This window comes from Colwellia sp. Arc7-D, from assembly GCF_003061515.1.
Classification (GTDB): domain Bacteria; phylum Pseudomonadota; class Gammaproteobacteria; order Enterobacterales; family Alteromonadaceae; genus Cognaticolwellia.
The window spans coordinates 1,218,038-1,241,166 of record NZ_CP028924.1 but is presented as its reverse complement, the minus strand read 5'-3'; the positions used below and the strand labels follow the sequence as shown (position 1 = coordinate 1,241,166).

The following is a 23,129-nucleotide window of genomic DNA, read 5'->3' as shown; positions in this document are numbered from 1 at the left end:
TAACAAGAAGTTATTACGGATGGCTTGATAAGTTTGGCTAATTTAAATCTAACAACACGACATAGAGACTTAAACAGCCAAACAGTGATATTGAACAGCATTAACTTCAATGCTAGTTGTCACGTTTATTTATCTTCCAATGTTGGCCAAACAAAAGGTGCAGGTTTGCTGGAGGTCTTTTCTACTGCTGCTGTTTTTTGAGAGAGTATGCCCCTGATCACATTCCCCGTTGCTTTATGCTTACTGCAAAATGTTTTCAGATATAAAATTTCAACTCTACTGCGTGCCCAAGGGGTTGTACGGAGAAATTTTAAACTTGATTTAAGACGCGGTTTATTAGTAAAACAACGAATATTAAGTAACTCACCCATCTTATCCCAACCAACTTCTTTCTCAAGTTCAGTGAGGATTTGTTCAAGTTTTATGCCGTGAAGCGGCTCATTACCTTTATTCATTAGCTACCTAAAATCAAAAAATAGCATTGTACCAAGTTTCCTTAAAATATTAACTATGCCACTCATAATAAATTTTAGCGACGTAAGCTGGCTAAGTCTCACCAAAAGATTAGAAGGTATATCAGGCTAATTAGGGTCAGGTACACATTAACAACATTTATCCATTTAACTCTTTGAAAAGAATACCCTAAAACCTTGTATTATATGTGTCTGAGGGTTGTTTACTTTGAGTAATAATATCCTTGAAATTTAATGTGTATCTGACCCTACTTTATACAAAGCCAATATTATAATAATTAGGGTCAGGTACACATTAACAAAATCTGCCCATTTAATTATTATTCACCCAAAACTCAGGTAAGATAAATAGCGGCTAGTTGTTTACTTTTAGGAAAGCTCTGCTGAAAATTTAATGTGTACCTGACCCTACTTTATATTTTAACCATACAAAGCAAAAAAAGCGTTGAGATAACTCTCAACGCTTTTATATTTGCTACTTAATATTAACTAACTCAGTATTTCTAACTCAGTAATGTCTCACTAAGTGTTAGTCCAACATATAGGCACGCAGTAACGACTGGTCTGTAGTGCTATTGTTTTCGTCAGTAACGATAATTCGCATATGGATAAAATCTCCCGCTACACCTTCATTTGGAATAGTGGCATACCATTGACCGTTGATTTTCTCTACAGTTGCGTTTTCATCAATATCCTCTGGCAACACTTTAGTGCGGTTGTAAGGAAAAGATACCTCTTCATCAACTCGACACGAAGTGAAACGATACATCTGACATTCTCTGCCAACGCGGTAAGTTACTGAAACATTTGTCAACTCAACGTCACCATCACCTTGGTTTTTACCACTGATTTTAATACGAACTGGCGAGTTAGCTTTTGCGGTATTCTCTAAATCCAAAGGAATATCGATCACAGGGATCAAAATATCTTGTAAACCCTGTTTTTCGGCACTCGTGGTAAATGTATGCATTACATATAATTCTGATCCTAAAAGTTCTTTAGCAACATGCACATTACCAACGCCGCGTTTATAGGTGTTAATAGAATAGCCAATTTCTACACTTTCATCCGGTAATTCTAAATAACCATTGGTTAAGTAAGCTTGCTGACCATCTACCGATATTCCAACTGCAGAGCTTAAACTGTAACCTAAGCCACCATCATGACCAGCAGCATCTCCATATGAAGCATTGTTAATGCTTAAAAGGTTTGTATCTCTGTATCCACGAGGAGTTCCGTTAGTTATTAACGTTGATCCCCAAGGCGCTTTATCCCAAGACGTTACTTCTCTTGCACCTTTGGTGAGCTCACGAGGGCCATCGAATAAGCCACCATCAGTATTAAACCTAACTGTTGGCATAACCAAATTAGTCCAAGTAATCGTTGGCTCTTCGAATTTTGCACGTTGTTTATCATTAACCGGCTTACCATCATTTTGCTTATTCGACTCTGAACCCGTGAAATATTCAGTACGCACAAGCGGCGCTATCAACATTTGTGGGCTACCCGTCGCATAAAACTCACCAGTACTTGGCAATGCAGCATAAACATCGGTAAATTTAGGGCGTTCAGCACCTTGGGTATAATGCTTTGCTTCAATAGCAGCTAAATCTTTGTCTTTAACACGTAATGTACCCGTTTTGATATAACCATCTTCTGAATGAACTAATGAATAAACATAAGGCGAATATTCATGCGCAGTGCCTGACCAGCTGACTTGTAAACTACCGTTAGCGTCTATTTCTTCGTACAACTTAGCCATTTCTTCCTGAGTGATTGTAACAACCGGAATCGCTGGATTACCTGAAATAGTAGCCTTGTAGCGCCCTGTTCTGTTTACAACTGAGCCTATAATACCTATTGCACCAGCATCAATCGCTTTAGTAACTTGTACACTGGTAATATAATAATCAGCGTCAACTAACGCAATTTTACCAGCAACATCAAATTGACTCCAATCAGTAGAATAACCACCATCGCCAACAGCTACTACTTCAGTAGAGCCTTCGCCATTGAATGTTCGTGCTCCACCAGCCAATATATAATCAATAGTGGTTCCTCCAGCAGTCGTTATAATAGGTTTAGGTGCAAATGCACGTGTGGTTACAAAGCTGTTGAAGCGAGGGTCATTACCTTTAGATAAACCATAAAAATCAGTAACATAGTCAGGCGCTAATTCAGTGGCAGCTAATTTCAGCACTTCTTGGTCACTTAAGGCATAAGTAAAGCCAAATGAGAAACCTTGCATTTCAGAAGGTTTATCCGTTTTGAATGTTATTTTTTCAGCGGTATTAGCGTCAAAAACAATCTCTTGATCAGATGCTAAATCAACACTTAATTCCGCCATCATTGTCGCAGACTCAACTAACCCACCGTAAGATGTAGGATTGTCGTAAGTCATGATATGTGCAACAACGCTATAACGACCTTTAGGTAACTCAATCGTTTTAGTGCCAGCAACAAAACTCGAACTTGAACCCCAGTCATCTTCATCACTAACAATATAGAATTTCGAAGGACTTGCCGCAGGCAAACCTAAGCGGTCTATCGCTGTTAAGGTTAAATTCATCGTCGGTGGTTCTATCCAAAATGACACTGGCACAGTAACTTTTTCATTGTCAGCACTTACCCAGTCACCACTTTTACGGCTATTTTTACCACGAGAATTCGATACTTCGCTGCCAATTAAGCGGCCAGTAATAGCGCCATAAGTCGCATTATCTAAAGCAACAGTAGGATCAATCCATAAAGGTACGCTGGCATTACCGTTTGCTGGAATCGTGATCTGTTCAACACTTAAACCTGCTAACTTTTCAGTTGCAATGACAAGTCCGTTGTCACCTAAAAAGCTTAACTCTAAATCAAAGGTTACATCTTCGTCGCTTAAGTTAGACAGAGAAACACTGGTTTGAGTGAGGCTATTTTCTTGTTGATAATCAAAAAAGCCTAGCTCCATATTAGGCGGAGCAATCACCGATTGAACAATCGCTCGATTGACATCCATTGGTCCTGCACCTTGGTCTAGCACATGGGCATCGGTTGTTGAAACTGACGACGTTAATACCGCTTTCAGCTGACGCGGCGTTAGGTCAGGTCTAGCTTGCAGTACTAAAGCAGCACCACCAGATACATGTGGAGCAGACATTGAGGTGCCTGAATATGCACGATAAGCAGTTTCACCTTTACCACCTGAAGCACTAGCAATAACAGCTACGCCCTGAGAAGTAATATCAGGCTTAGCTGAGTGACCGTCTGGAGAAGGACCACGACTTGAAAATTCAGCTGTTTGACCAATACGGTCAATAGCACCAACGGTTAAAGCACTGGGTGCACAACCAGGCGAACCTACGGTTTCACGTGTGAAACTGTTACCAGCAGAAACAACAAATAAAGCATCATCACTTAGCTCTTCTAACATGTCGACTAATGGACCGCTACAAGACGTTGCAGAGCCACCTAATGACATACTTACAATATCAGCGCCATTATCAACAGCCCATTGCATGCCAGACAAAATACCAGAAGTTAAGCCACCACCAGCATCATTAAGCACTTTACCAATTAATAATTGTGCGCCGGGTGCCATACCTACATATTTACCATTAGACTCAACACCAGAGCCAGCTACCGTGGAAGCCGTGTGCGTACCATGACCATTAAGATCGTCAACACTATTAGAGCCAGAGCGGTTAAAATCGTAAGATAAAATAACATTACTCGCTAAATCTGGATGATCAGTATCGTAGCCAGTATCCAAAACAGCCACTTTAACGCCTTCACCATTAAAACTCATAGCATGTGAGCCATATGCACCAGTTAAAGGAACAGTAGGTGATGTTTCATCAATATCAAAAAACTTATGCCACCATTTGTCTTTACCATTTTTATCTTTTTTGTTCTTTCCTTTAGCTTTATCTTTTGACTCTTTATGGGCTTGTACCATTGCATCAAGCCAAACACCTTCAACAGCGGTATTTGCCGATAGATTTTCTAAAACATTACTCAGTTCAGCTTTTTCAACCGACATCACGACACTATCGATAATATCGAATGTAGCTTTCAACTTTGCGCCAGGCATATCCATTGAAAATGGCTTGCCACTTTGTGTATTTTCACGATATTCGACAATAACTTGAAGTGAGTCTGAACGTGCATCGTCGTAACCTGCTTGATAAAGCTTGTCGATATTAAACAGCTCTAAATCTAGGCTGCCAGAGTCGATACGATCTTGCGCCGCTGCTGGGATCACATACGTTTCACCTCCGCGTTTAAACATACTGGTAAAAACATCGCCACCATCTTTGTCGACTAATCGAATACCGCCAATAGTGCCGTCAGTATTCAAACGTGCTGACACTTTATCGCCAGTAATTAAAGTAAAACTTAAATTACGAACAGACGAAGTGTATTCCGTGGAATTTTCGTTGGCCTGTGCCTGTGGTATTAATGCAGCCATTAACCCAAGACAAACGGTTGCTTTGAGAGCCAAAGTAACCATGTTGCTTTTAAATTTACCTTTCATGTAAATTTACCTCCCTATGTTATGTAGAATTATATTATTTGTAGTTATAAAGCGGATAAGAAATTAACGAACGGCTGTTAATGTTTCAAAATCCAGTGTGTAAATTGGTTTTTATCTCGTTGAAAGTTGCTCAAATCTATACCGACATTTAATGTTAATAATGCTTCATAGCTTCATCTAACCAGACTTTTTTAATAGTCGAATCATGCACAAGCTTGTTCCATACATGTTCGGCAACGTGCTTATTAAACGTGACTAATTGGCTATTAATCTTCTCAAATACCACGCTACTTATGTCGCTGCTAATAGCCTTTGGCTTATGCTGCTTATGGTATTTCACCAATACTGAAAAGGTGTTTAATGTGCTGTTATTTATAGTCATTTGGTATAGTTTGCTCATGTTGAACAATTCAACATCGATCAAACCTGAATCTACGTATTGTTGTGCTGACAGAGGAACCACATAACGGTAGCCATTACGTAGTGAAGTAGTAAAACCCACAGGTTGCTTATTTTTAGCTGACAGTAAGTTCATACCACTTTTACTTGCTAAAGAACGAGCAACAAGGGTGTCACCGTTTATTAAAGTGATGCTTATAGGATTTTGTATATTGGAGCTGTCATGTAAAACCTGCATATCATCGCCAAGAACTCGTGCGCTAGCCATCCCAATCGACAGCACCTCAATACTGGTAAATATTGTTAATCCCAAAGCCAGATAGAGCACAATTAGCGATGCTGTGACTTTACGAAACATATTCATCAAATTGCTCCTTCGAAGCATGATTAAGCAGAAAAAATTAAACTTAAATTGCTGTTTAAAAAATATTCAACAACGTTAAATGTAACTTTTTTTTAACTTTTTCCAACTTGATTTGTGTAGCATTTTGTAGCATCACTGAGTGTAATGAATAATAACTATAATAAATTCAGTGGTGTATACCATACTGAGTTGTGGGTAAGTAGTTTGTTTTACCTAAGCTAGTTGTTGATTGAATTGTTGTGATGGGAACTTGAGAACGTTGAAATAGCGCGGCAATCATAATGATTATTGGAATTACGGAAGATAAGCAATCACCCTAATCTCATCATAAAAGCGGTGTCTGGTTGGTTGGCTTGCTTATAATCACCAATTGGAGATTAATTATCGGTTTGTCGTTGGGGTGTCGAACGTTGCACACCAAAGCCCCTCTGCATATTAATTAGGGTCAGGTACACATTAACTACACTTAACCATTTAATTTTTTAAAAAGAATACTCTAAAGCCTTGTAAGATATGTGACTGAGGATTGTTTACTTTGAGAAAAATATCCTTCAAATTTAATGTGTATCTGACCCTACTTTATAATTTGTTGTGGACTAGGTTTAGGCATAACAGTTGGAACATGTAACGTATAGAACTGAACCAAATTAGTAAAATATTCTAGGATGTGAAATTAGTTCTTCTGTCTAAATATTCTTGATAAAGAGCTTCAGACGAATCTCTGCATAGTGTTGCGACCTGATCGAGCCATAAAAAGTAATCTTTAAGTCTTTGTTCATCCCAAGTAACAGGAATAGCTGACGCATTAGAGCACACATCAGCCAGCTTAATGCGTCGAATGTTGTCGCTAGCAGTAGGTAGTTTATCTAAAATATGCTGACGTCTACTTTCTAAAGACAATGATTTATCATCAGTTAGGGCTTTAACCATTTCCAATGTTTCAACACCAAATTCACTCAAGATTGTACTTTGAGTAATATTGGTGTCCTCTAAGCTGTCATGTAAAATTGCAGCACATAAAACACTCGGGGCAGTTTCATGCGCCAATTCAACTAATAATGACATAACTTCAATAAGATGATTTATATAAGGCGAGTTATCAGATTTACGTTGTTGTTCAGCATGCCCTTTTGCAGCAAGCATTAAGGCTTTTGAAATGAGTTTTACGTCACTCAGCCCACATTTTTCAACTTTTCCTAACATATCAACCACCAAGCACCACAACTGTATTAATATACAGTTTATATTGTTTTTACTATATGTAAATTTTTTATCTTCTGATTTCACTAAATATTAGTGAATGATCTAATTTACTATTGATTTTAAATAGTATTAAAAAATCATCAGTTAATATTTATGCTCTACTAAATTGATTATAGTGGCTTCAAAGAAAGCTCAAAATGAAGTCGCTTGAGGGATTAGGTTTAACCGTCACTTATGCCACAAACCTGACCTAATTCACTGGTCAAGCCATCCATGTTTTATGTTCACTTTGATACGAAACCGGACGTTAGCCTTGGCTTACCAGACGACAAGTGAACCGACAAATAAGACTTAAGTGAATTCAAAATGTTAGACGCTAATGAGGTAAACAACATTACTGACATTTCAACGAACCTGACCCCACAGGTATACCCTTTTGATCAATTAAACTATTATAGGGAGATAATATTTCAGACTCCAATTACTCAGCTTGTTATTAAATTATTGTACTAGACAATATAATCGTTATAGATCATATTACTTACTCTCAAATAAATGGACTTAAAGAGTAAAAATGCAGTTAATATTGAGATTTAGTTTCCTTTCATTGTTTTTTTATAGCCTCAACTCATACTCGCTCAATATCGTTAATAAAATTGAAGAAATTAAACTAATATCTAATAACGAAATAAAAACTGAAATGTTATTAAAGTTATTTAAGAATAAGCAGTTAGGTGCTAAAGCTAGATTTTTAGTATTAGACACTTTAACACTTCACCATTACTCTCAAGGGAATTTAAACGATGCTCTATCTCTTGCGAAGCAATCTTTGGGTATTGCCCAAGAATTCAATCTAATTTTTGAAACAGGTAAAGCATTAAAAAACATTGGAATCATGCACTATTTAAAAGCAGATATAGATATTGCAATTGAATCTTATAAGCAAGCATTGATCTATTTCAATGTGAGGGAATATCCAATTCCAAGGGCTAATGTACTGAATAATATAGCCCTCGCTTTTATAAAAAAAACTGACTTAATTGACGCTCTTGAATACTTCAAACAAGCTAGTTTTTTATATAAGAATCATGGAACTACTGTAGACTCTATTGATGTGAAATTTAATATGGCTGGTTTGTATATTCGCTTAGGACATGCAACAAATTCAATTGAAATGCTAAATGAGGTTATCAAGGAAAGGTTATTACTGAAAGATACCAAAGGGGTCTTTATGGCCTATGCTGACTTAGTCATTGCTCTTAAATCTAATGAGCAGTTTAATGAAGCTTTATCTATTTCTCATAAAGTAATAATCCATTATAGAGATAGACAAGATAATTATAATCTGAGTGCAGCGTTACATAATATTTCAGATGTATATATGAAAATATCTGAGCCTTTATTAGCTAAAAAATATGCTTTAGAAGGTCTGGAATTCGCTAAAAAGTCTAATCATAATCAAGCTTACATAGGTTCTTTTTATACTTTGTCAAAAGCTCAAATAGCACTCGGAGAAATTAACGAAGCATTTGAAACTATCCAGAAAAGTAATAAACACATCAAAACACTTAAAAATGAAACACTCTTAACTGTTAACGATGGAATTCACTCTTTAGTGTTAATGGCAAAAGGCCAATCGTCTAAAGCAATCGAGATATATCAAAAATATCTTGTAGGCATTAGAAAAACCCATAGTGAAAAATTTAACAATCAATTAGTTAAATTTGAATCAAATCAATTAAAACAAAAACTACTTAATTTGAAAAACCAAGAAAAATTGAACCTGCTCGAAAGTGAAAATGAAAGTAAATTTAAAAACATAATGATTATGTTCGCTGCGTTCATCATATCCATTATATTTTTACTTTATAAAAAAATAATGGATAAAAGAATAAAGCAATCTTTAGAACAACAAGTAAATAACAGAACAATAGAATTAAAGGAAGCTAATGAAAAGTTATTAGGTTTATCATATTTAGATGGATTAACAGAAATAAATAACCGTCGATGCTTCGATGACGATATTAAGTCACTGTGGGATAAAAAAGAAAATTCAAATAATAAATTTCACATTCTCATAGCTGACATTGACTTTTTTAAGTTATATAACGATTCATATGGTCATGTTGCTGGAGATAAAGCACTTATTAAAGTTTCAGAAGTTCTAAAAAACAACGTTAGAGAAAATGATAAAGTATATCGATATGGTGGAGAAGAATTTGCCATCCTTTTTTCAAACTGTAACTTCGAAATTGCAGTTAGTGCATCCCAAAGAATCCTAGAGACAATACACAACATAAAAATACCACATGCAGATAGTGAATTTGAGTTTATTACTCTAAGTGCAGGAATTAGTACCTTTGATCTAACTAAAATGATATCAATCGAAGACTTTATTAATCAAGCTGATCAAAAGCTATACAAAGCAAAGGAAAGCGGAAAAAATCAACTTTGTTGGGTGTAAATAGAAGATAAACTGGTAACGACAATAAATTCTAAGGACCGAGCAGTAACTAATGATTTCTATAGTGACTTAGTTGTCTATCAAGAGAAAGATATATCTACATATTTTGAATACTTTGAAAGCCTAAATAGAGAGTATTGCTAACGACCGAAAAGTCGGAGCAGCTGACGTTAACATAACAATGTCTAACGTCAGCAATGCGCACCAAGAAGACGTTAGGTGGTGTGATTTACATCTGGCTTTTGAGGGCTCTTAGAAAGAATAAATGTACGTAAACTGGACATAGTATCGTGCCTGCATATTAAGAAGATAAAAAGTGATAACAAAAATTCAATAAAAAAGGCGAACCATTTCTGGTTCGCCTTTAACATTTCACAAACTTAATTAAACTTTCACAAACTTAATTAATGGATGACAAAAAAACAACTAGTCTTCATAACTAGAAACCGGAGGACAGCTACAAATTAAATTACGGTCGCCATATACATCATCTATACGGTTAACCGTTGGCCAGAATTTGTTCGCTGCTGCCGCAGGCACTGGGAATACGGCTTCTTGAATCGTGTAACCACGATCCCAAGGTGCTGTAATATCCGCTAGTGTGTGTGGCGCGTTGTGTAGTGGGTTGTCTTCGCTTGTCCACTCACCTGACTCAACTTTACGTACTTCATCACGAATCGACACCATGGCTTCAATGAAACGGTCAAGTTCTACTTTTGACTCTGATTCTGTTGGCTCAATCATGAACGTGCCCGCTACTGGGAACGACATAGTTGGTGCATGGAAACCGTAGTCATTTAAACGCTTGGCGATATCGACTTCAGTAATTCCAGATGACGCTTTAAGCGGGCGTAAATCAACAATACATTCGTGCGCAACACGGCCATTTTTATCAGAGTATAAAATTGGGAAATGTTTGCTTAGTTTTGTCGCTAAGTAGTTGGCGTTAGTAATTGCGTATTTAGTCGCGTCAGTAACACCTTTTTTACCTAGTAAGGCAACGTATAGGTATGAGATACATAATATACCGGCACTGCCGTATGGTGCTGCTGAAACTGCGCCATTACCTTTGGTATTTTCGTTAACGTTAATCAATGCATGGTCAGGTAAAAATGGGGCTAAATGCGCTTTAACGCCGATAGGACCCATACCCGGACCGCCACCACCGTGTGGAATAGCGAAAGTTTTGTGTAAGTTTAAGTGTGAAACATCAGCGCCAATTAAGCCTGGTGATGTAACACCTACTTGGGCGTTCATGTTTGCGCCATCAAGATAAACTTGACCACCGTGCTCGTGCACTATGTTACAAATTTCAGCAATGGTCGTTTCATATACACCGTGCGTAGACGGGTATGTGATCATGATACAAGATAGGTTGTCGGCTAACTCTTCTGCTTTCGCTTTTAAGTCGGCCATGTCAACGTTACCTGATTTATCACAAGCAACTACAACTACTTTCATACCAACCATCATGGCAGATGCTGGGTTAGTACCGTGCGCAGATGATGGAATTAAACAAATGTTACGATGCGCATCGCCGCGGCTTTCATGGTATTTGTGAATAGCGATTAGGCCAGCGTACTCGCCTTGTGCACCTGAGTTTGGCTGCATTGAAATGTTGTCGTAGCCAGTAAGCTCTACTAACCAATCACCCAATTCGTCAATCATTTGCTTGTAGCCTTGCGCTTGGTCAACAGGGGCAAAAGGATGCATGTTGGCAAATTCAGGCCATGATACTGGGATCATTTGTGCTGTCGCATTAAGTTTCATGGTACAAGAGCCCAATGAAATCATTGAATGGTTAAGCGCTAAATCTTTGTTTTCTAACTTTTTGATGTAACGTAGCATCTCAGTTTCACTGTGATACGAGTTAAATACTGGGTGCGTTAGAATGGCTGATTCACGTTGTAACGTTGCAGGAATTGACGAATGACCATTATCAGTAATTTGCTGATCAAGTGCTGCTAAGTCTAAGCCGTGCCCTTCGCCTAATAAAATATCAAACAAAGTGTTTACGTTTTCACGTGTGGTGGTTTCATCTAACGAAATGCTGATTTGACCTTCAACGTCAGTACGGAAGTTAACGCCAGCAGCTAGTGCACGTGTAACGATTTCATCTTTATTACTTACGTTAAACGTTAAGGTATCAAAGTAGTTAGCGTGCGCAGCCGTTAAGCCTTTAGACGCTGTACCTAAACATAAAATATCAGCAAAACGGTGAATACGTTGTGCAATAATTTTTAAGCCTTTAGGACCATGATAAACCGCGTAAAACGCCGCCATGTTCGCTAATAACACTTGTGCAGTACAAATGTTTGAGTTGGCTTTTTCGCGGCGAATGTGTTGCTCGCGCGTTTGCATGGCCATACGTAATGCTGGGTTATTGCGCGTGTCTTTCGATACGCCAATAATACGACCTGGTAATGAACGTTTGAATTTTTCAGATGTTGTAAAGAATGCAGCGTGTGGTCCGCCGTAGCCCATTGGTACACCAAAACGCTGAGTTGAACCGATAACGGCATCTGCACCTAATTCGCCTGGCGCTTTTAATAGCACTAAACTCATAATGTCAGCAGCAACAGAAACAATACCTTTTTTCTCATGCACTTTAGCAATTAAGTCGCTTATGTCGGTGATTTCACCTGTGGCACTTGGGTATTGTAATAACGCACCAAATACGTCGTGATCAACCACTTCGTTGGCCGGTGCTACAACGATGTCGAAATCAAACATTTCAGCACGTTGCTTAACTAAGTCGATAGTTTGTGGGTAAACGTCGCTTGAAATAAAGAACAAGTTTGATTTCTTGTTTTTTGATACACGCTTCGCTAATGCCATGGCTTCAGCAGCGGCTGTACCTTCATCAAGTAATGACGCTGACGCTAGGTCTAAACCTGTTAGGTCGATACACATTTGTTGGAAGTTTAATAAAGATTCTAAACGCCCTTGTGCAATTTCTGGTTGGTAAGGCGTGTATGCCGTGTACCAGCCTGGATTTTCTAACACGTTACGTAAAATAACGTTCGGTGTCAGTGTGCCGTAGTAACCTAAACCAATATATGTCTCGTTTACTTTGTTCAAGCTTGCCACTTTTTTTAAATCGGCTAAGGCTTGTACTTCAGTTTTGCTTTCTTCAATAGCTGGTAAATCAGCTAAACGAATATCACTTGGTACGATTTGATCGATAAGCGCGTCAATTGATTCAGCACCAATATCGCTAAGCATAGCTTGCGTTTGCTCGGCATTAGGACCAATGTGACGACGAATGAAATTTTGCGTTTGCTCTAATTCAGCTAAAGATAACGAGTCATTATTTTGAGTAGACATAAAACAGCTTCACTATAAAGTTGATAGTATTTAAAAAGAAAGCCTCGAACTACTAGTCAGTCGGAGGCTTAAATATCGTTTTCGTAAACAATCTGCTTTTAGGCAAGGCGCTGAAGTTGTGAGTCGTATGAGCTTAGTGTACTAAGTGATTACGACGAATAACGAAAGCAACGCAGTATAAAAGTAGAGTGTGCCCGAAAACTAGTCTTCGTCGATCGAGTTTGCATAACCTTCAGCATCAAGCAAGCTTTCTAACTCACCTTCGTCTTCAATTTTTAACTTGAATAACCAACCGTCACCAAACGCATCTGAGTTTACTAACTCTGGTGAATCTTCAAGGTCTTCATTCACTTCAATTACTTCACCAGTTACTGGTGCGTAAATGTCTGATGCAGCTTTTACAGATTCAGCTACGGCAACGTCGTCACCTGTACTTACTGTATCGCCAACTTCAGGCAATTCAACAAATACCATATCACCTAAAAGGCCTTGTGCGTGTTCTGTAATACCTACAGTAACTACACCGTTACCTTCGTTACGTACCCATTCGTGTGATGTTGCATATTTTAATTCTGAAGGAATGTTGCTCATTATTTGGTTCCTAGTCTGTATTTTAAATTTTTGTTTAAATGACGATAGTATGAAGCTGCTTACGCTGATCAATCATACTATAGCTTAAATTTTTTTCATTTTTAATAAGGTTTTTCCACTCGCTAATAAAAGTTAGCGTAGACCCTATTTTTAAAAAACTTTTTTGCCGTTACGCACAAAGCTAGGCTTAATAACTTGTACTTTCACTAGTTTTTTACGCATTTCAACTTCTACTGTGCTGCCTAGCGCTACGCTACGTGGTACACGCGCCATCGCAATACTGTGGCCTAACGTTGGTGAGAATGTACCTGAAGTAATAATACCTTCGCCAGATTCAGTTAGCACTTTAAGGCCAGTACGAAGTACGCCTTTTTCTTCTAGCACTAAACCTACTAATTTAGGTTGGTCACCTGCGGCACGTTGTGAGGCTAATGCTTCACGACCGTTAAAGTTACGATCTTCTGGTTCCCAACTAATCGTCCACGCCATGTTAGCGGCTAATGGCGAAACGCTCTCGTCCATATCTAAACCATAAAGGTTCATGCCTGCTTCTAAACGTAAAGTATCGCGTGCACCTAAACCACAAGGTTTAACACCAGCGTCTAGCAATTGTTGCCAAAGGTCTGCAGCTTGCTCAGCAGGTAAAGCGATTTCGTAACCGTTTTCACCTGTGTAACCCGTAGTAGCAATAAATAAGTCGCCAGCTTGAGCTGAGAAAAATGGCTTCATACCATCAACGGCTGCGGTTTGCTCTGAAGTAAGTAACGTAGCAACTTTAGCTTTAGCTTGTGGACCTTGCACAGCGATCATGGCAAATTCTGGACGTTCTGTAATCGTTACGTCAAATGCATTAGCTTGCTCGTTTATCCACGCTAAATCTTTTACGCGAGTTGCTGAGTTAACCACTAAGCGATAATCAGTATTTGAGAAGAAGTAAACGATTAAGTCATCGATTACACCGCCTTCTTCATTACACATACCGGTATAAAGCGCTTTACCTGCAACGTCTAACTTGGCTACGTCGTTAATCACTAAACGACGTAAAAATGCTTGTGCATCTGCGCCTTTAACATCAACAATGGTCATGTGTGAAACGTCGAACATACCAGCGTCATTGCGCACGGCGTGATGCTCTTCAATTTGAGAGCCATAGTTAATTGGCATTTCCCAACCGTAAAAATCAACCATTTTGGCGCCAGCTTCTAAATGCTTAGCATGTAATACTGTTTTATTTGACATCGTACGTTTCACTCACGTTAGTTGTTTTATCTAGCTTTAAAGCGCTTTTGTCAGCACTATTTTATACTTTGGTGTATAAACCCTAGAATAAAGACGAATGATTTACAAAAAGTGGCAAAGATTATAACTGTGAGTAATCGTTGATTCAACAGATAAAAAGGCATAATGAAAATATAAAACCAACTAAATAATCTATTCGAAATTATATTTTCAAAAGCGCACCTTTTGAAAATATAATTCCTTTATGGCACAAAAACACAGCAACTAATTGGCTAAAATTTTATATCCTTAAAAATTAGCGAATAAACTATTTTTTTATAGCCGTATTTTATCAATTATAGCGTACCTAAAAGGGCTATTTACTTGACCTAATAGTCAACAAAATAGCCATATTGAGGAACAATACGGCGGTAATTAATTAAGTAATAGCGAGGAAGATACGATTACTTTTTAAACGTATATGTTGATTGCTAACTATTGAGTGTTATTTTGAGTTAGATTTTTGAGCTGCTTGATGTGAAGTGGCTTTCGCTAATTCAGGCAGGTTACTTTTAAAGCCTAATGCTTGATTGATCATCAAAGCTTTTGCCGGAGCAAACTTATTAAGTAATGACATACCTAAACCACGCAGCAATTTAATTGCACTTTGTTGTGGCGTAAAGGTTTGTTTAATGGCTTCCATCGCAGCGATCATTTCAGCTGCTTCACTTTTACGCCAGCGAGCAAACTGTTGCAGCGATTTATCGCTATACCAGTGGTTGTTATCAACACCACCATCATTTTTTGCTTGGTTAAGTTGTTTGCTAATCGTTTGTGACAGTGCCGCGGCATCGAGCAAACCTAAATTAACGCCCTGCCCAGCTAAAGGATGAATAGTATGAGCAGCATCACCAACCAATACCATGCGACCTTTAACAAACTCTTGGGCAAAGCGCATGGTTAATGGGTGCGTAAATCGCTCGCTAACCAGTGTTACTTTACCAAGCTTTCCATCGCTAGCGGCAGTAATTTCCTTACTAAAGTCTTCTACTGACAATGCACTTAAACGGGTTGCTTCTTCAGGGCTAGTTGACCACACAATAGAACATAAATCTTCTTGATATAAAGGTAGTAAAGCCAATGGGCCGGTCTCTAAAAATACTTGCCAAGCGGTACTTTGATGACCTTGCTGGCATTTAACTGTCGCTACAATGCTATGGTGATCATAATCTCGAAAAGTTAACGGTACGTTCATTTGCTTACGTACCCAAGAATTTGCACCGTCTGCACCTACAACCAATTTAGCCACAATTGGCATAGGTTGGCTGTTGTTACTGTTTGGCTCGAAAGTGGCAAACACTTCGTTATCGCTAGGATTTAATTGTTGAAGTTTGTTCTCGGTAAAAAACTCAATACCACTGTCTTGTGCCGCTTTATGCCACAAGGCATTACGAATAACTTTATTTTCAATAATAAAGCCTAATTGCTCAGGCCCATGACCTACCGATGAAAGATTAACATCGTTTAATGAAAAATCTAATTGTCCGTATCCGGCTTTATCCCAAATGTGCATATCGTGATAAGGCTGCGCGCGTTGGTCAATAATATCTTGCCAAACATTTAGGTTGCTAAACATTTGTTGACTGGCAGCATTAATAGCGCTTACACGCACTTCAGGTTCTTCGCTAAGTGTCTCACTTAACTCGCCATTTAACTCACCAACAGGCGCGTTATCAACAATAGCGACACTAAGTTCACTTTGTTGGCGAACAGCAAGTGCTAGCGTTAAGCCAACCATGCCGCCACCAACAATTAATAGATCAAATTTTTGCATGTTTTATTACATTCATTTTATGGCTAATAACCCATTGTTTTTTTAACAAGAGCATTTTTTAAACCGGGTAAATAGTTTACTACCTTTAAACCAATATTGCGCCCTGCCACTAGCGGCGGTAATTGATTCGAGAACAAGGTCACTAACGAGTCGGTTAAGCTAATAACTTGTTTTTGATCTTGTTGGCGAGCTTTACCATATTGCATTAAGTTGGCAAATGCGCCGATATCTTGTTGTTTGGCTAAGGCGTTTTTAATCACCTCAGTCATGTCGCTAACATCACGTAATCCTAAATTAAAGCCTTGCCCGGCAATAGGATGAATAGTGTGTGAAGCGTTACCAATTAATGCCATACGATGATAAACCTGCTCGCTCGCTTGCACTAATTTAAGTGGATAAACAACCCGTTTACCGACGTGAGTAATGTTGCCAAGCCAGTGTCCGAATGATTGTTCTAAGTGCTGAGAAAACTCGTTATCCGACAGGTTTAGCATTTTTTCAGCTAGCTCTGGGGTTAATGTCCACACTAATGAACATCGCCCTGCACTGTTTTGTTTTGCTCCATTTACACTTGCATTAGCACTCGCACTAACATTTGGCGCAGACGACAAAGGCAACATAGCAATTGGGCCTGTTTCGGTGAAACGTTCGTAAGCAATGTTTTTATGATGAATAGAGGTAGCAACGTTAGCAATAAGGGCTGATTGTTGATAATCACGACTGGTAGTCGCGATGTTCGCAAATTGACGGCATGGTGATTGTGCGCCATCGCATGCGAGTAATAACGCTGCTGATAATTTTAACCCTGAATTTAATTCAACATTAACGAGGTCAGCTTGCCATTTTACAGCACTAATTTTGTCAGGGGTAAACCAAGTGATATTACTTTTAGTGGCTAATGCTTTTAAGAACGCGGCACCAATATTGGTCATTTCAGCAACGTAACCTAGCGCCTCAACCTGATGGTGCTGCGCATAAAGTCGCGCTTTGCCATAGTAGCCGCGATCAGATATATGAATATTTTTAATTGGCTCGGCATGTGGCTGTAAATATTGCCATGCGCCAATACGGGATAAATAATTGGCGCTACCATGAGATAAAGCTAAAACACGATCGTCAAAGCTGGGTGTCGACTCAGATAACACAGGGTTAGCTTCAATAATGGCTATTTTGAGCGGCTTTTGGTTATGATCAAGCAACCCAGATAAGCTCAGCGCCATGAGGCTACCCGATAAACCGCCACCCGAGATAATTACATCGAAGTGCTGGGCATTATTAGCTGTATTATTTGAGCCAGTTGCACGCTTATCCATTATTTACCTTTACGATGAGTTTACTGCGCCATTAACGCTTCGATATCAGCGATAGTTTTCGGCGCATTAACCGTTAAGTTTTCAAAGCCTGTGGCGGTTACGAGTATATTGTCTTCAATACGCACACCTATTCCGCGCCATTTTTCGTCAACGGTTTTATCTGTACGCGGAATATAAATACCCGGTTCAATTGTCATTACCATACCGGCAACAAATGCGCGTAACTGTTCACGCTGTGGGCTAGCATGGTAGTCACCCACATCATGCACATCAAGGCCTAACCAATGCCCAAGACCATGAATAAAGTACTTTTTACAAGCTCGCTGAGCGAGTAATACGTTTAAGTTACCTTGTAAAATACCTAAATCATATAAACCTTGAGTTAGAAAATTACAAACAATACGATTTAGCTCTGCCAGCGTTTGCCCTGGCTTAATTGCATCAATAGCAAGATTTTGGCTATCAAGCACTAATTGATAAATGGTGTTTTGCTCAGCACTAAATTTGCCATTAACCGGAAATGTACGAGTAATGTCAGCAGCATAACCGGCTAACTCTCCACCCGCGTCAATCAATAATAAGTCACCGTTATTAAGTGTTTCGTCATTGTCGGTGTAATGTAAAATGTTAGCGTTGTCGCCACCGGCAACAATCGAGCTATATGCAGGGTATCGCGCACCATTAGTGGCAAACTCGTGCAATAACTCGGCTTCTATTTGATATTCAAATTTACCGACTTGAGTTTGTTGCATAGCACGTTGATGTGCAGCGCCACTAATAACATTAACTTGGCGCATAATATCGAGTTCAGCATTTGATTTATGTAAACGCATTTCGTTTATTATGTCGCTGCAATCAATCAAGGCCGCTGGTGCTTTAATACCTGTGCGAGCAGACTTTCTAAGCTGAGCTAACCACGACAATACTTTTTGCTGGAAATCACTTTGCTCATGCTGACAAATTAATACCGACGCTTTACCTACCATTAACGGTAATAATTGCTCATCGACTTCGTCTAAACTAAAACAGTTATCAAATTTATAAACGTCAATAGCTTGGACTTGACCAACGCGACGCCCATGCCAAATTTCTTGTAATGTATCTTTTTTACGGGAAAATAAAACACTTTGAGCTGCTGTTGAATCATTACCTTTTATTAAGGCTAAAACAGCATCGGGTTCGTTAAAGCCAGTAAGATAATAAAAGTGCTTATTTTGGCAAAACGGGTATTCGGTGTCATTACTACGGGTAACTTCAGAACCTGCAGCAATTAACGCTATGCTATTTATAGGCATTTGGTCGATAAATGTTTTTCTGCGCTGACAAAACTCGGCAACAGGCAATAAGGTATTTTTAATCATGGTTATCAGTTTAGTTCTGTCTAATTTTCAATAAAAATTTATAACATTATTTTTAACACTTAAGATTATTCTCTCAAATGTTGTAGCCTGAAAATGCTAATGTATGGTCGTTTTTGTATCTTGTGTCTCAGGTGGAGACCCTAGCTCGGTAAAGCAAAGCAAAGCTGAAATTCGAACGTATTCAGCGATTTCAAAAAATGCTTGTTCGGTATCTTCATCTTCTTCCATTTCGTCAGACAAGTTGGCGATCTCACCAAAATCGACCAACACTTCTTTCACATCTTCCGATAAAGCAGCATTTTTAGTTTGCTGTAATCCAAAGCCCAAGTTGAAGCCCTGAACCCATTTACCTATAGCATGACCACGTTCAATTATAGAGTCGTCATCATCGGGTAGCATCAATTGAAAGCTGTATGAATCATCAAGTATTTTTTGCCAAATATCACTGTATATGTTTTTAACCAAGCTTTGAATTGATGCAGGTAAACCTTCGGCGTTATTCAACATGTCGTTAACCATAGCGATATAATCGCTACTTTCGAACTCGAAGCCTGCGGCTATTAATCCGGTAAGTACACCATGTATTTCAGCAGCATGGGCTTCAATACCTTCACTAGTTAAAATTGCTTGTACTGAGGGGAAATCTAAAGTGGTGCTATTAGCCATAAAATATAAGTTCAATCAGGAGTATATTGTCGACTATGTTAACATTGGCATAGCCTTGATTCCAGAAAAAACCATAGAGATCACTTGCATAGTACAACACGCACCGTTATAGTTCCCCTTTATGGCGCACTACATTTTGGTTATCGATAAATTTCTTGATAATACAAGCTAGTAGCGCAATAGTTTGAGCTAATAACTCAATAAACTAAAAATAATGCATTGAGAATATCGCGCAATGAGCCAACACACAGTAACCATAAATGTTGCCAACAAACGACTTAAAGTCGCTTGTCCGGCTGGACATGAATCTGCGTTGTTGCAAGCGGCAAATGAGATAAACCAACGTTTAGAACAAGATGCTAAAAAATCTCACTCGGTAAAAACGCCTGAACAAGCCTTGGTGATGATGTCATTAAACCTTGCCCATGATTTGATTCAAGCCCGCAATGAGCTAGAGCAAGAACGCGAAAAAATGCAGAGTAAAATCGAACTACTGCAAGCCACCATAGAACAAGCCGTAAACCCAACTAAAACCGCATAAGATTATCTGCACTGAAGGATCAGAGCATGCATTCGAAAAAGTATGTCCTAGTAATTATTTTTATAATCGTGTTTATTTCGATTATAAAAGTAACATCGCTGTTTTATAACAATACTCCTAGCATCGCTTCTGACAAAATTTTAACTGATAACGTTACAACTACAATCACTCCGGCTTTTGATGACACTCAATCTATTACCAATAATCGAACTGAAAACTTTATTGGCAATTCAACAACCTCAGAAAAACAAAAAAGTAAACTGAGTCAGCTCATTGAAAATTGTATTAACAATATTGAACTTGCTGATAATAATGATGATGATATTACATCACAACTAGACTCTTACATAACTAGCCTTAAACTTAGCAATAATAGCAATGACATGCTGGCTTTGTTTATGCAAAACTATCATGCTAGCAATATTGTAGACACCGACTTTATTTTCCAACTTCCTCCAACGACATTACACAATGAGATATTATTTGAACAGCAACTAACCATGTGCTCAACAAATTTCAATGCGAAATTTTGCAATGAACGCTTATATTCACAAGCTAACTATATTGATAAAGACAACGCTTATTGGTGGTATTTAATTGCTCAAATTCACCTTTCTCAAAATAACATACCTGATGCTACTGATGCTTTTTATATAGCTAATGGCAAAGCTTATTACAATGAATTCTTTTTTGAAAAAATAAATTTTATTGAGCAAAATGCTGAACAACATAGCAGCTTAAATATTAATGTTAGGTTGGTTTATGCCGTCGGCATATCGAGTAGATTCAATTTAAACTACGCCATGTTAGTTGATTATTGCAAAGATAATTTAAATGATATTGAAATAGCCGATTTATGCTTACAAATGGGTATTAAACTTGAACACAGTGGTAAAACTCTTTTAGCTCATTCTTTTGGGCTTGCCTTACAAGAGATTAATTACCAACATCATTTAAAATACGATGAAGTGGCTGAAATAAAAATAAAACAAAATACTCAAAGAGATGCCATCATTAACAACAGTGATTATAAGGCAGCAGCATTATTAATGACCGTTGACGAAAGACTGGCAAGAACATGGTTGAACTCTGGCTTATCAAAAGGTGAAATATTTGCTATTTCACAAACAATTAACGAAGCAAAAGTATTTGCTCAAGATAAAAACTACCTCCCTTGCCAGTAATTTTGAGTACTGTGTAACTGGGTTTTAAATGCCATTTTGTAACTAAAGCCTTTTCGATTAAAGAAACTTCAATTTGTTCAAGCATTAAGCAGTCAGGTCTTACAAGTGATAAAAGACTTAATTCGGCTGACAATTTTAGTTATAATAGCCACGACTTCTGGGGTGTTTGTGTGTGAACTATGTCCCTGAGCCGATAAGTTTTACCTAAGGATGTTGATTATTAGCTATTGTGCAAGCCCGGCTCGTATCGGGAAGCCTACGGTTGAAATGATATGTCCGCCCTGAACACCCGGTGTTCAGGACAAATGTGAACCGCGGCACCTTGGAAGTCACTACCTCTTTATTTTTACCTTTCTAAAGCTATAGTTTTTCTTATACACCTATAATGTAACTTTAATTTAGCTTTGATTTTAAGTACTTTAGTTTATTTTAATTTCTTAGCATTAAACAATTTAAGTAGACTGAATAAGTTATAATTTGTGCTAGACGACAAACCATAACGCTCTCAAAATATGTATAGACCTGATTTACCTCTTGATAATATACTTGTTAGCATTATCAATACCTTTACCTTAGCTTTGTTTACTAAATGCCCAAGCAAATTAAAACAGATATATAAGCGAGTGCAACATTGAAAAGTAAGCCACAAACAACTAATACTGATCCTATTGCGATATTTGACTCTGGCGTTGGCGGCTTATCTATAGCTCAATGTATAAATCATCACTTACCTAATGAAAATTTACTTTATGTTGCCGATACTTTACATGCCCCCTATGGCGATAAAACAGCTGAATTTATTCAACAGCGTGTAAATGAAATTGCTTACTGGTTTATTGAACGCAATGCTAAGGCGATTGTTGTTGCTTGCAATACTGCGACCGTAAACGCTATCGATCAACTACGTAAAAACATTTCCATTCCTGTTATCGGTGTTGAGCCGGCTATTAAACCTGCGGTAAATCTAAGCAAGAATAAAAAAGTGGCTATTTTAGTGACTAAAGCAACCGCTGAAAATCAGCGCTTTTTAACTTTAGTAGCGCAATACAGTCATAACAGCGAAGTTATTATTCAACCCTGCCCTGGCTTAGTTGAACTTATTGAACAAGATAAGAAAAACTCACCTGAGTGTGAATTATTACTCAGTAAATATCTGCAACCATTGCTAGATAAAGGAGTCGACACTTTTGTGCTCGGTTGTACTCATTATCCTTTGGTTAAAGGCATCATTAATAAAATATGTGGTGCAAACGTTATTATAATGGAAACCGCATTACCTGTTACCGAGCAATTACAGCGACAATTAGCCCTGCATAACCTTATTAACCCAAGCGATAAGATAGGCACAACCCGTTTTTACAGTTCAAAACACAGTGACATGCAACAAGCGCTTTTTACCCACATTTGGCAGCAATCATTGCAATTGAATAGCTATCCTTAACCCGATTGATAACACACCATATATTAGCTACTGATTTTAAAGACTAAAATCCCATCAACTGGCAAATAACCGTTACACTTATTTTAAAAACAATAGCTTTATTAAGGACGTTTAGCCATCTAGGCGTAAATAATTCTAGGAATAAGTTTGTTTAACAGTTAGAATGTCGCCATTAAAGACTCATACCAATTTTACCGTTAGCACTAAGTAGCTCATTACAAAGTTAGG

At 38.1% G+C, this 23,129-nt stretch carries 15 protein-coding genes and 1 other RNA gene; 5 read left to right on the top strand and 11 right to left on the bottom strand.

Annotation, left to right across the window (positions count from 1 at the left end; translation table 11 throughout):
• Positions 1-125: 125 nt before the first annotated feature.
• The 4 genes from DBO93_RS05445 to DBO93_RS05430 all read right to left on the bottom strand — a co-directional run bounded on the left by DBO93_RS05445 (position 126) and on the right by DBO93_RS05430 (position 6,961).
• On the bottom strand, positions 126-455 hold the full coding sequence (locus DBO93_RS05445; RefSeq protein WP_108455417.1) for a VF530 family protein: 330 nt from the start codon (positions 453-455) through the stop codon (positions 126-128).
• A 547-nt stretch (positions 456-1,002) separates the two neighbouring features.
• Complete coding sequence (locus tag DBO93_RS05440; RefSeq protein WP_108455416.1) at positions 1,003-4,995, bottom strand: S8 family serine peptidase; 3,993 nt, start codon at positions 4,993-4,995, stop codon at positions 1,003-1,005.
• A gap of 154 nt (positions 4,996-5,149) precedes the next feature.
• Complete coding sequence (locus DBO93_RS05435; RefSeq protein ID WP_108455415.1) at positions 5,150-5,758, bottom strand: hypothetical protein; 609 nt, start codon at positions 5,756-5,758, stop codon at positions 5,150-5,152.
• Positions 5,759-6,418: 660 nt separating this feature from the next.
• Positions 6,419-6,961 (bottom strand): HD domain-containing protein, encoded by a 543-nt coding sequence (locus DBO93_RS05430; RefSeq protein ID WP_108455414.1) that lies wholly within the window; start codon positions 6,959-6,961, stop codon positions 6,419-6,421.
• Positions 6,962-7,535: 574 nt separating this feature from the next.
• Between DBO93_RS05430 and DBO93_RS05425 the strand changes: the two genes are divergently transcribed.
• The gene (locus DBO93_RS05425; protein WP_108455413.1) at positions 7,536-9,425 is read left to right on the top strand and encodes a GGDEF domain-containing protein; all 1,890 of its coding nucleotides are present in this window, start codon (positions 7,536-7,538) and stop codon (positions 9,423-9,425) included.
• Positions 9,426-9,851: 426 nt separating this feature from the next.
• Here DBO93_RS05425 and gcvP read toward each other — a convergent pair whose 3' ends face one another.
• From gcvP to DBO93_RS05390, 7 genes are all read right to left on the bottom strand, one after another.
• Positions 9,852-12,752 carry an aminomethyl-transferring glycine dehydrogenase gene (gene gcvP / locus DBO93_RS05420; RefSeq protein WP_108455412.1) on the bottom strand — a complete coding sequence of 967 codons (2,901 nt, stop codon included), beginning with the start codon at positions 12,750-12,752 and terminating at the stop codon, positions 9,852-9,854.
• A gap of 201 nt (positions 12,753-12,953) precedes the next feature.
• Positions 12,954-13,343, bottom strand: a complete 390-nt coding sequence (gene gcvH, locus DBO93_RS05415) for a glycine cleavage system protein GcvH (RefSeq protein ID WP_108455411.1) — start codon at positions 13,341-13,343, stop codon at positions 12,954-12,956.
• 150 nt (positions 13,344-13,493) lie between these two features.
• Positions 13,494-14,582, bottom strand: coding sequence for a glycine cleavage system aminomethyltransferase GcvT (gene gcvT / locus DBO93_RS05410; protein ID WP_108455410.1), 1,089 nt, complete (start codon positions 14,580-14,582; stop codon positions 13,494-13,496).
• A gap of 484 nt (positions 14,583-15,066) precedes the next feature.
• Positions 15,067-16,395 (bottom strand): UbiH/UbiF/VisC/COQ6 family ubiquinone biosynthesis hydroxylase, encoded by a 1,329-nt coding sequence (locus DBO93_RS05405; RefSeq protein WP_108455409.1) that lies wholly within the window; start codon positions 16,393-16,395, stop codon positions 15,067-15,069.
• Positions 16,396-16,418: 23 nt separating this feature from the next.
• Positions 16,419-17,708: a 2-octaprenyl-6-methoxyphenyl hydroxylase gene (ubiH, locus tag DBO93_RS05400; protein WP_108455408.1), complete on the bottom strand. Its 1,290-nt coding sequence runs from the start codon at positions 17,706-17,708 to the stop codon at positions 16,419-16,421.
• 20 nt (positions 17,709-17,728) lie between these two features.
• Positions 17,729-19,069 carry a Xaa-Pro aminopeptidase gene (gene pepP, locus DBO93_RS05395; RefSeq protein ID WP_108455407.1) on the bottom strand — a complete coding sequence of 447 codons (1,341 nt, stop codon included), beginning with the start codon at positions 19,067-19,069 and terminating at the stop codon, positions 17,729-17,731.
• A gap of 96 nt (positions 19,070-19,165) precedes the next feature.
• The gene (locus DBO93_RS05390; RefSeq protein ID WP_108455406.1) at positions 19,166-19,735 is read right to left on the bottom strand and encodes a UPF0149 family protein; all 570 of its coding nucleotides are present in this window, start codon (positions 19,733-19,735) and stop codon (positions 19,166-19,168) included.
• A 235-nt stretch (positions 19,736-19,970) separates the two neighbouring features.
• Here DBO93_RS05390 and DBO93_RS05385 point away from each other — a divergent pair, with 235 nt between their 5' ends.
• The 4 genes from DBO93_RS05385 (at position 19,971) to murI (ending at position 22,901) form a co-directional block, all read left to right on the top strand.
• Positions 19,971-20,276, top strand: a complete 306-nt coding sequence (locus DBO93_RS05385; RefSeq protein ID WP_108455405.1) for a cell division protein ZapA — start codon at positions 19,971-19,973, stop codon at positions 20,274-20,276.
• A gap of 26 nt (positions 20,277-20,302) precedes the next feature.
• Complete coding sequence (locus tag DBO93_RS05380; RefSeq protein WP_108455404.1) at positions 20,303-21,460, top strand: hypothetical protein; 1,158 nt, start codon at positions 20,303-20,305, stop codon at positions 21,458-21,460.
• A gap of 151 nt (positions 21,461-21,611) precedes the next feature.
• A non-coding RNA gene (gene ssrS, locus DBO93_RS05375) (6S RNA) lies at positions 21,612-21,793 on the top strand.
• 298 nt (positions 21,794-22,091) lie between these two features.
• Positions 22,092-22,901 (top strand): glutamate racemase, encoded by an 810-nt coding sequence (gene murI, locus DBO93_RS05370; RefSeq protein WP_239059124.1) that lies wholly within the window; start codon positions 22,092-22,094, stop codon positions 22,899-22,901.
• Positions 22,902-23,129 lie beyond the last annotated feature (228 nt).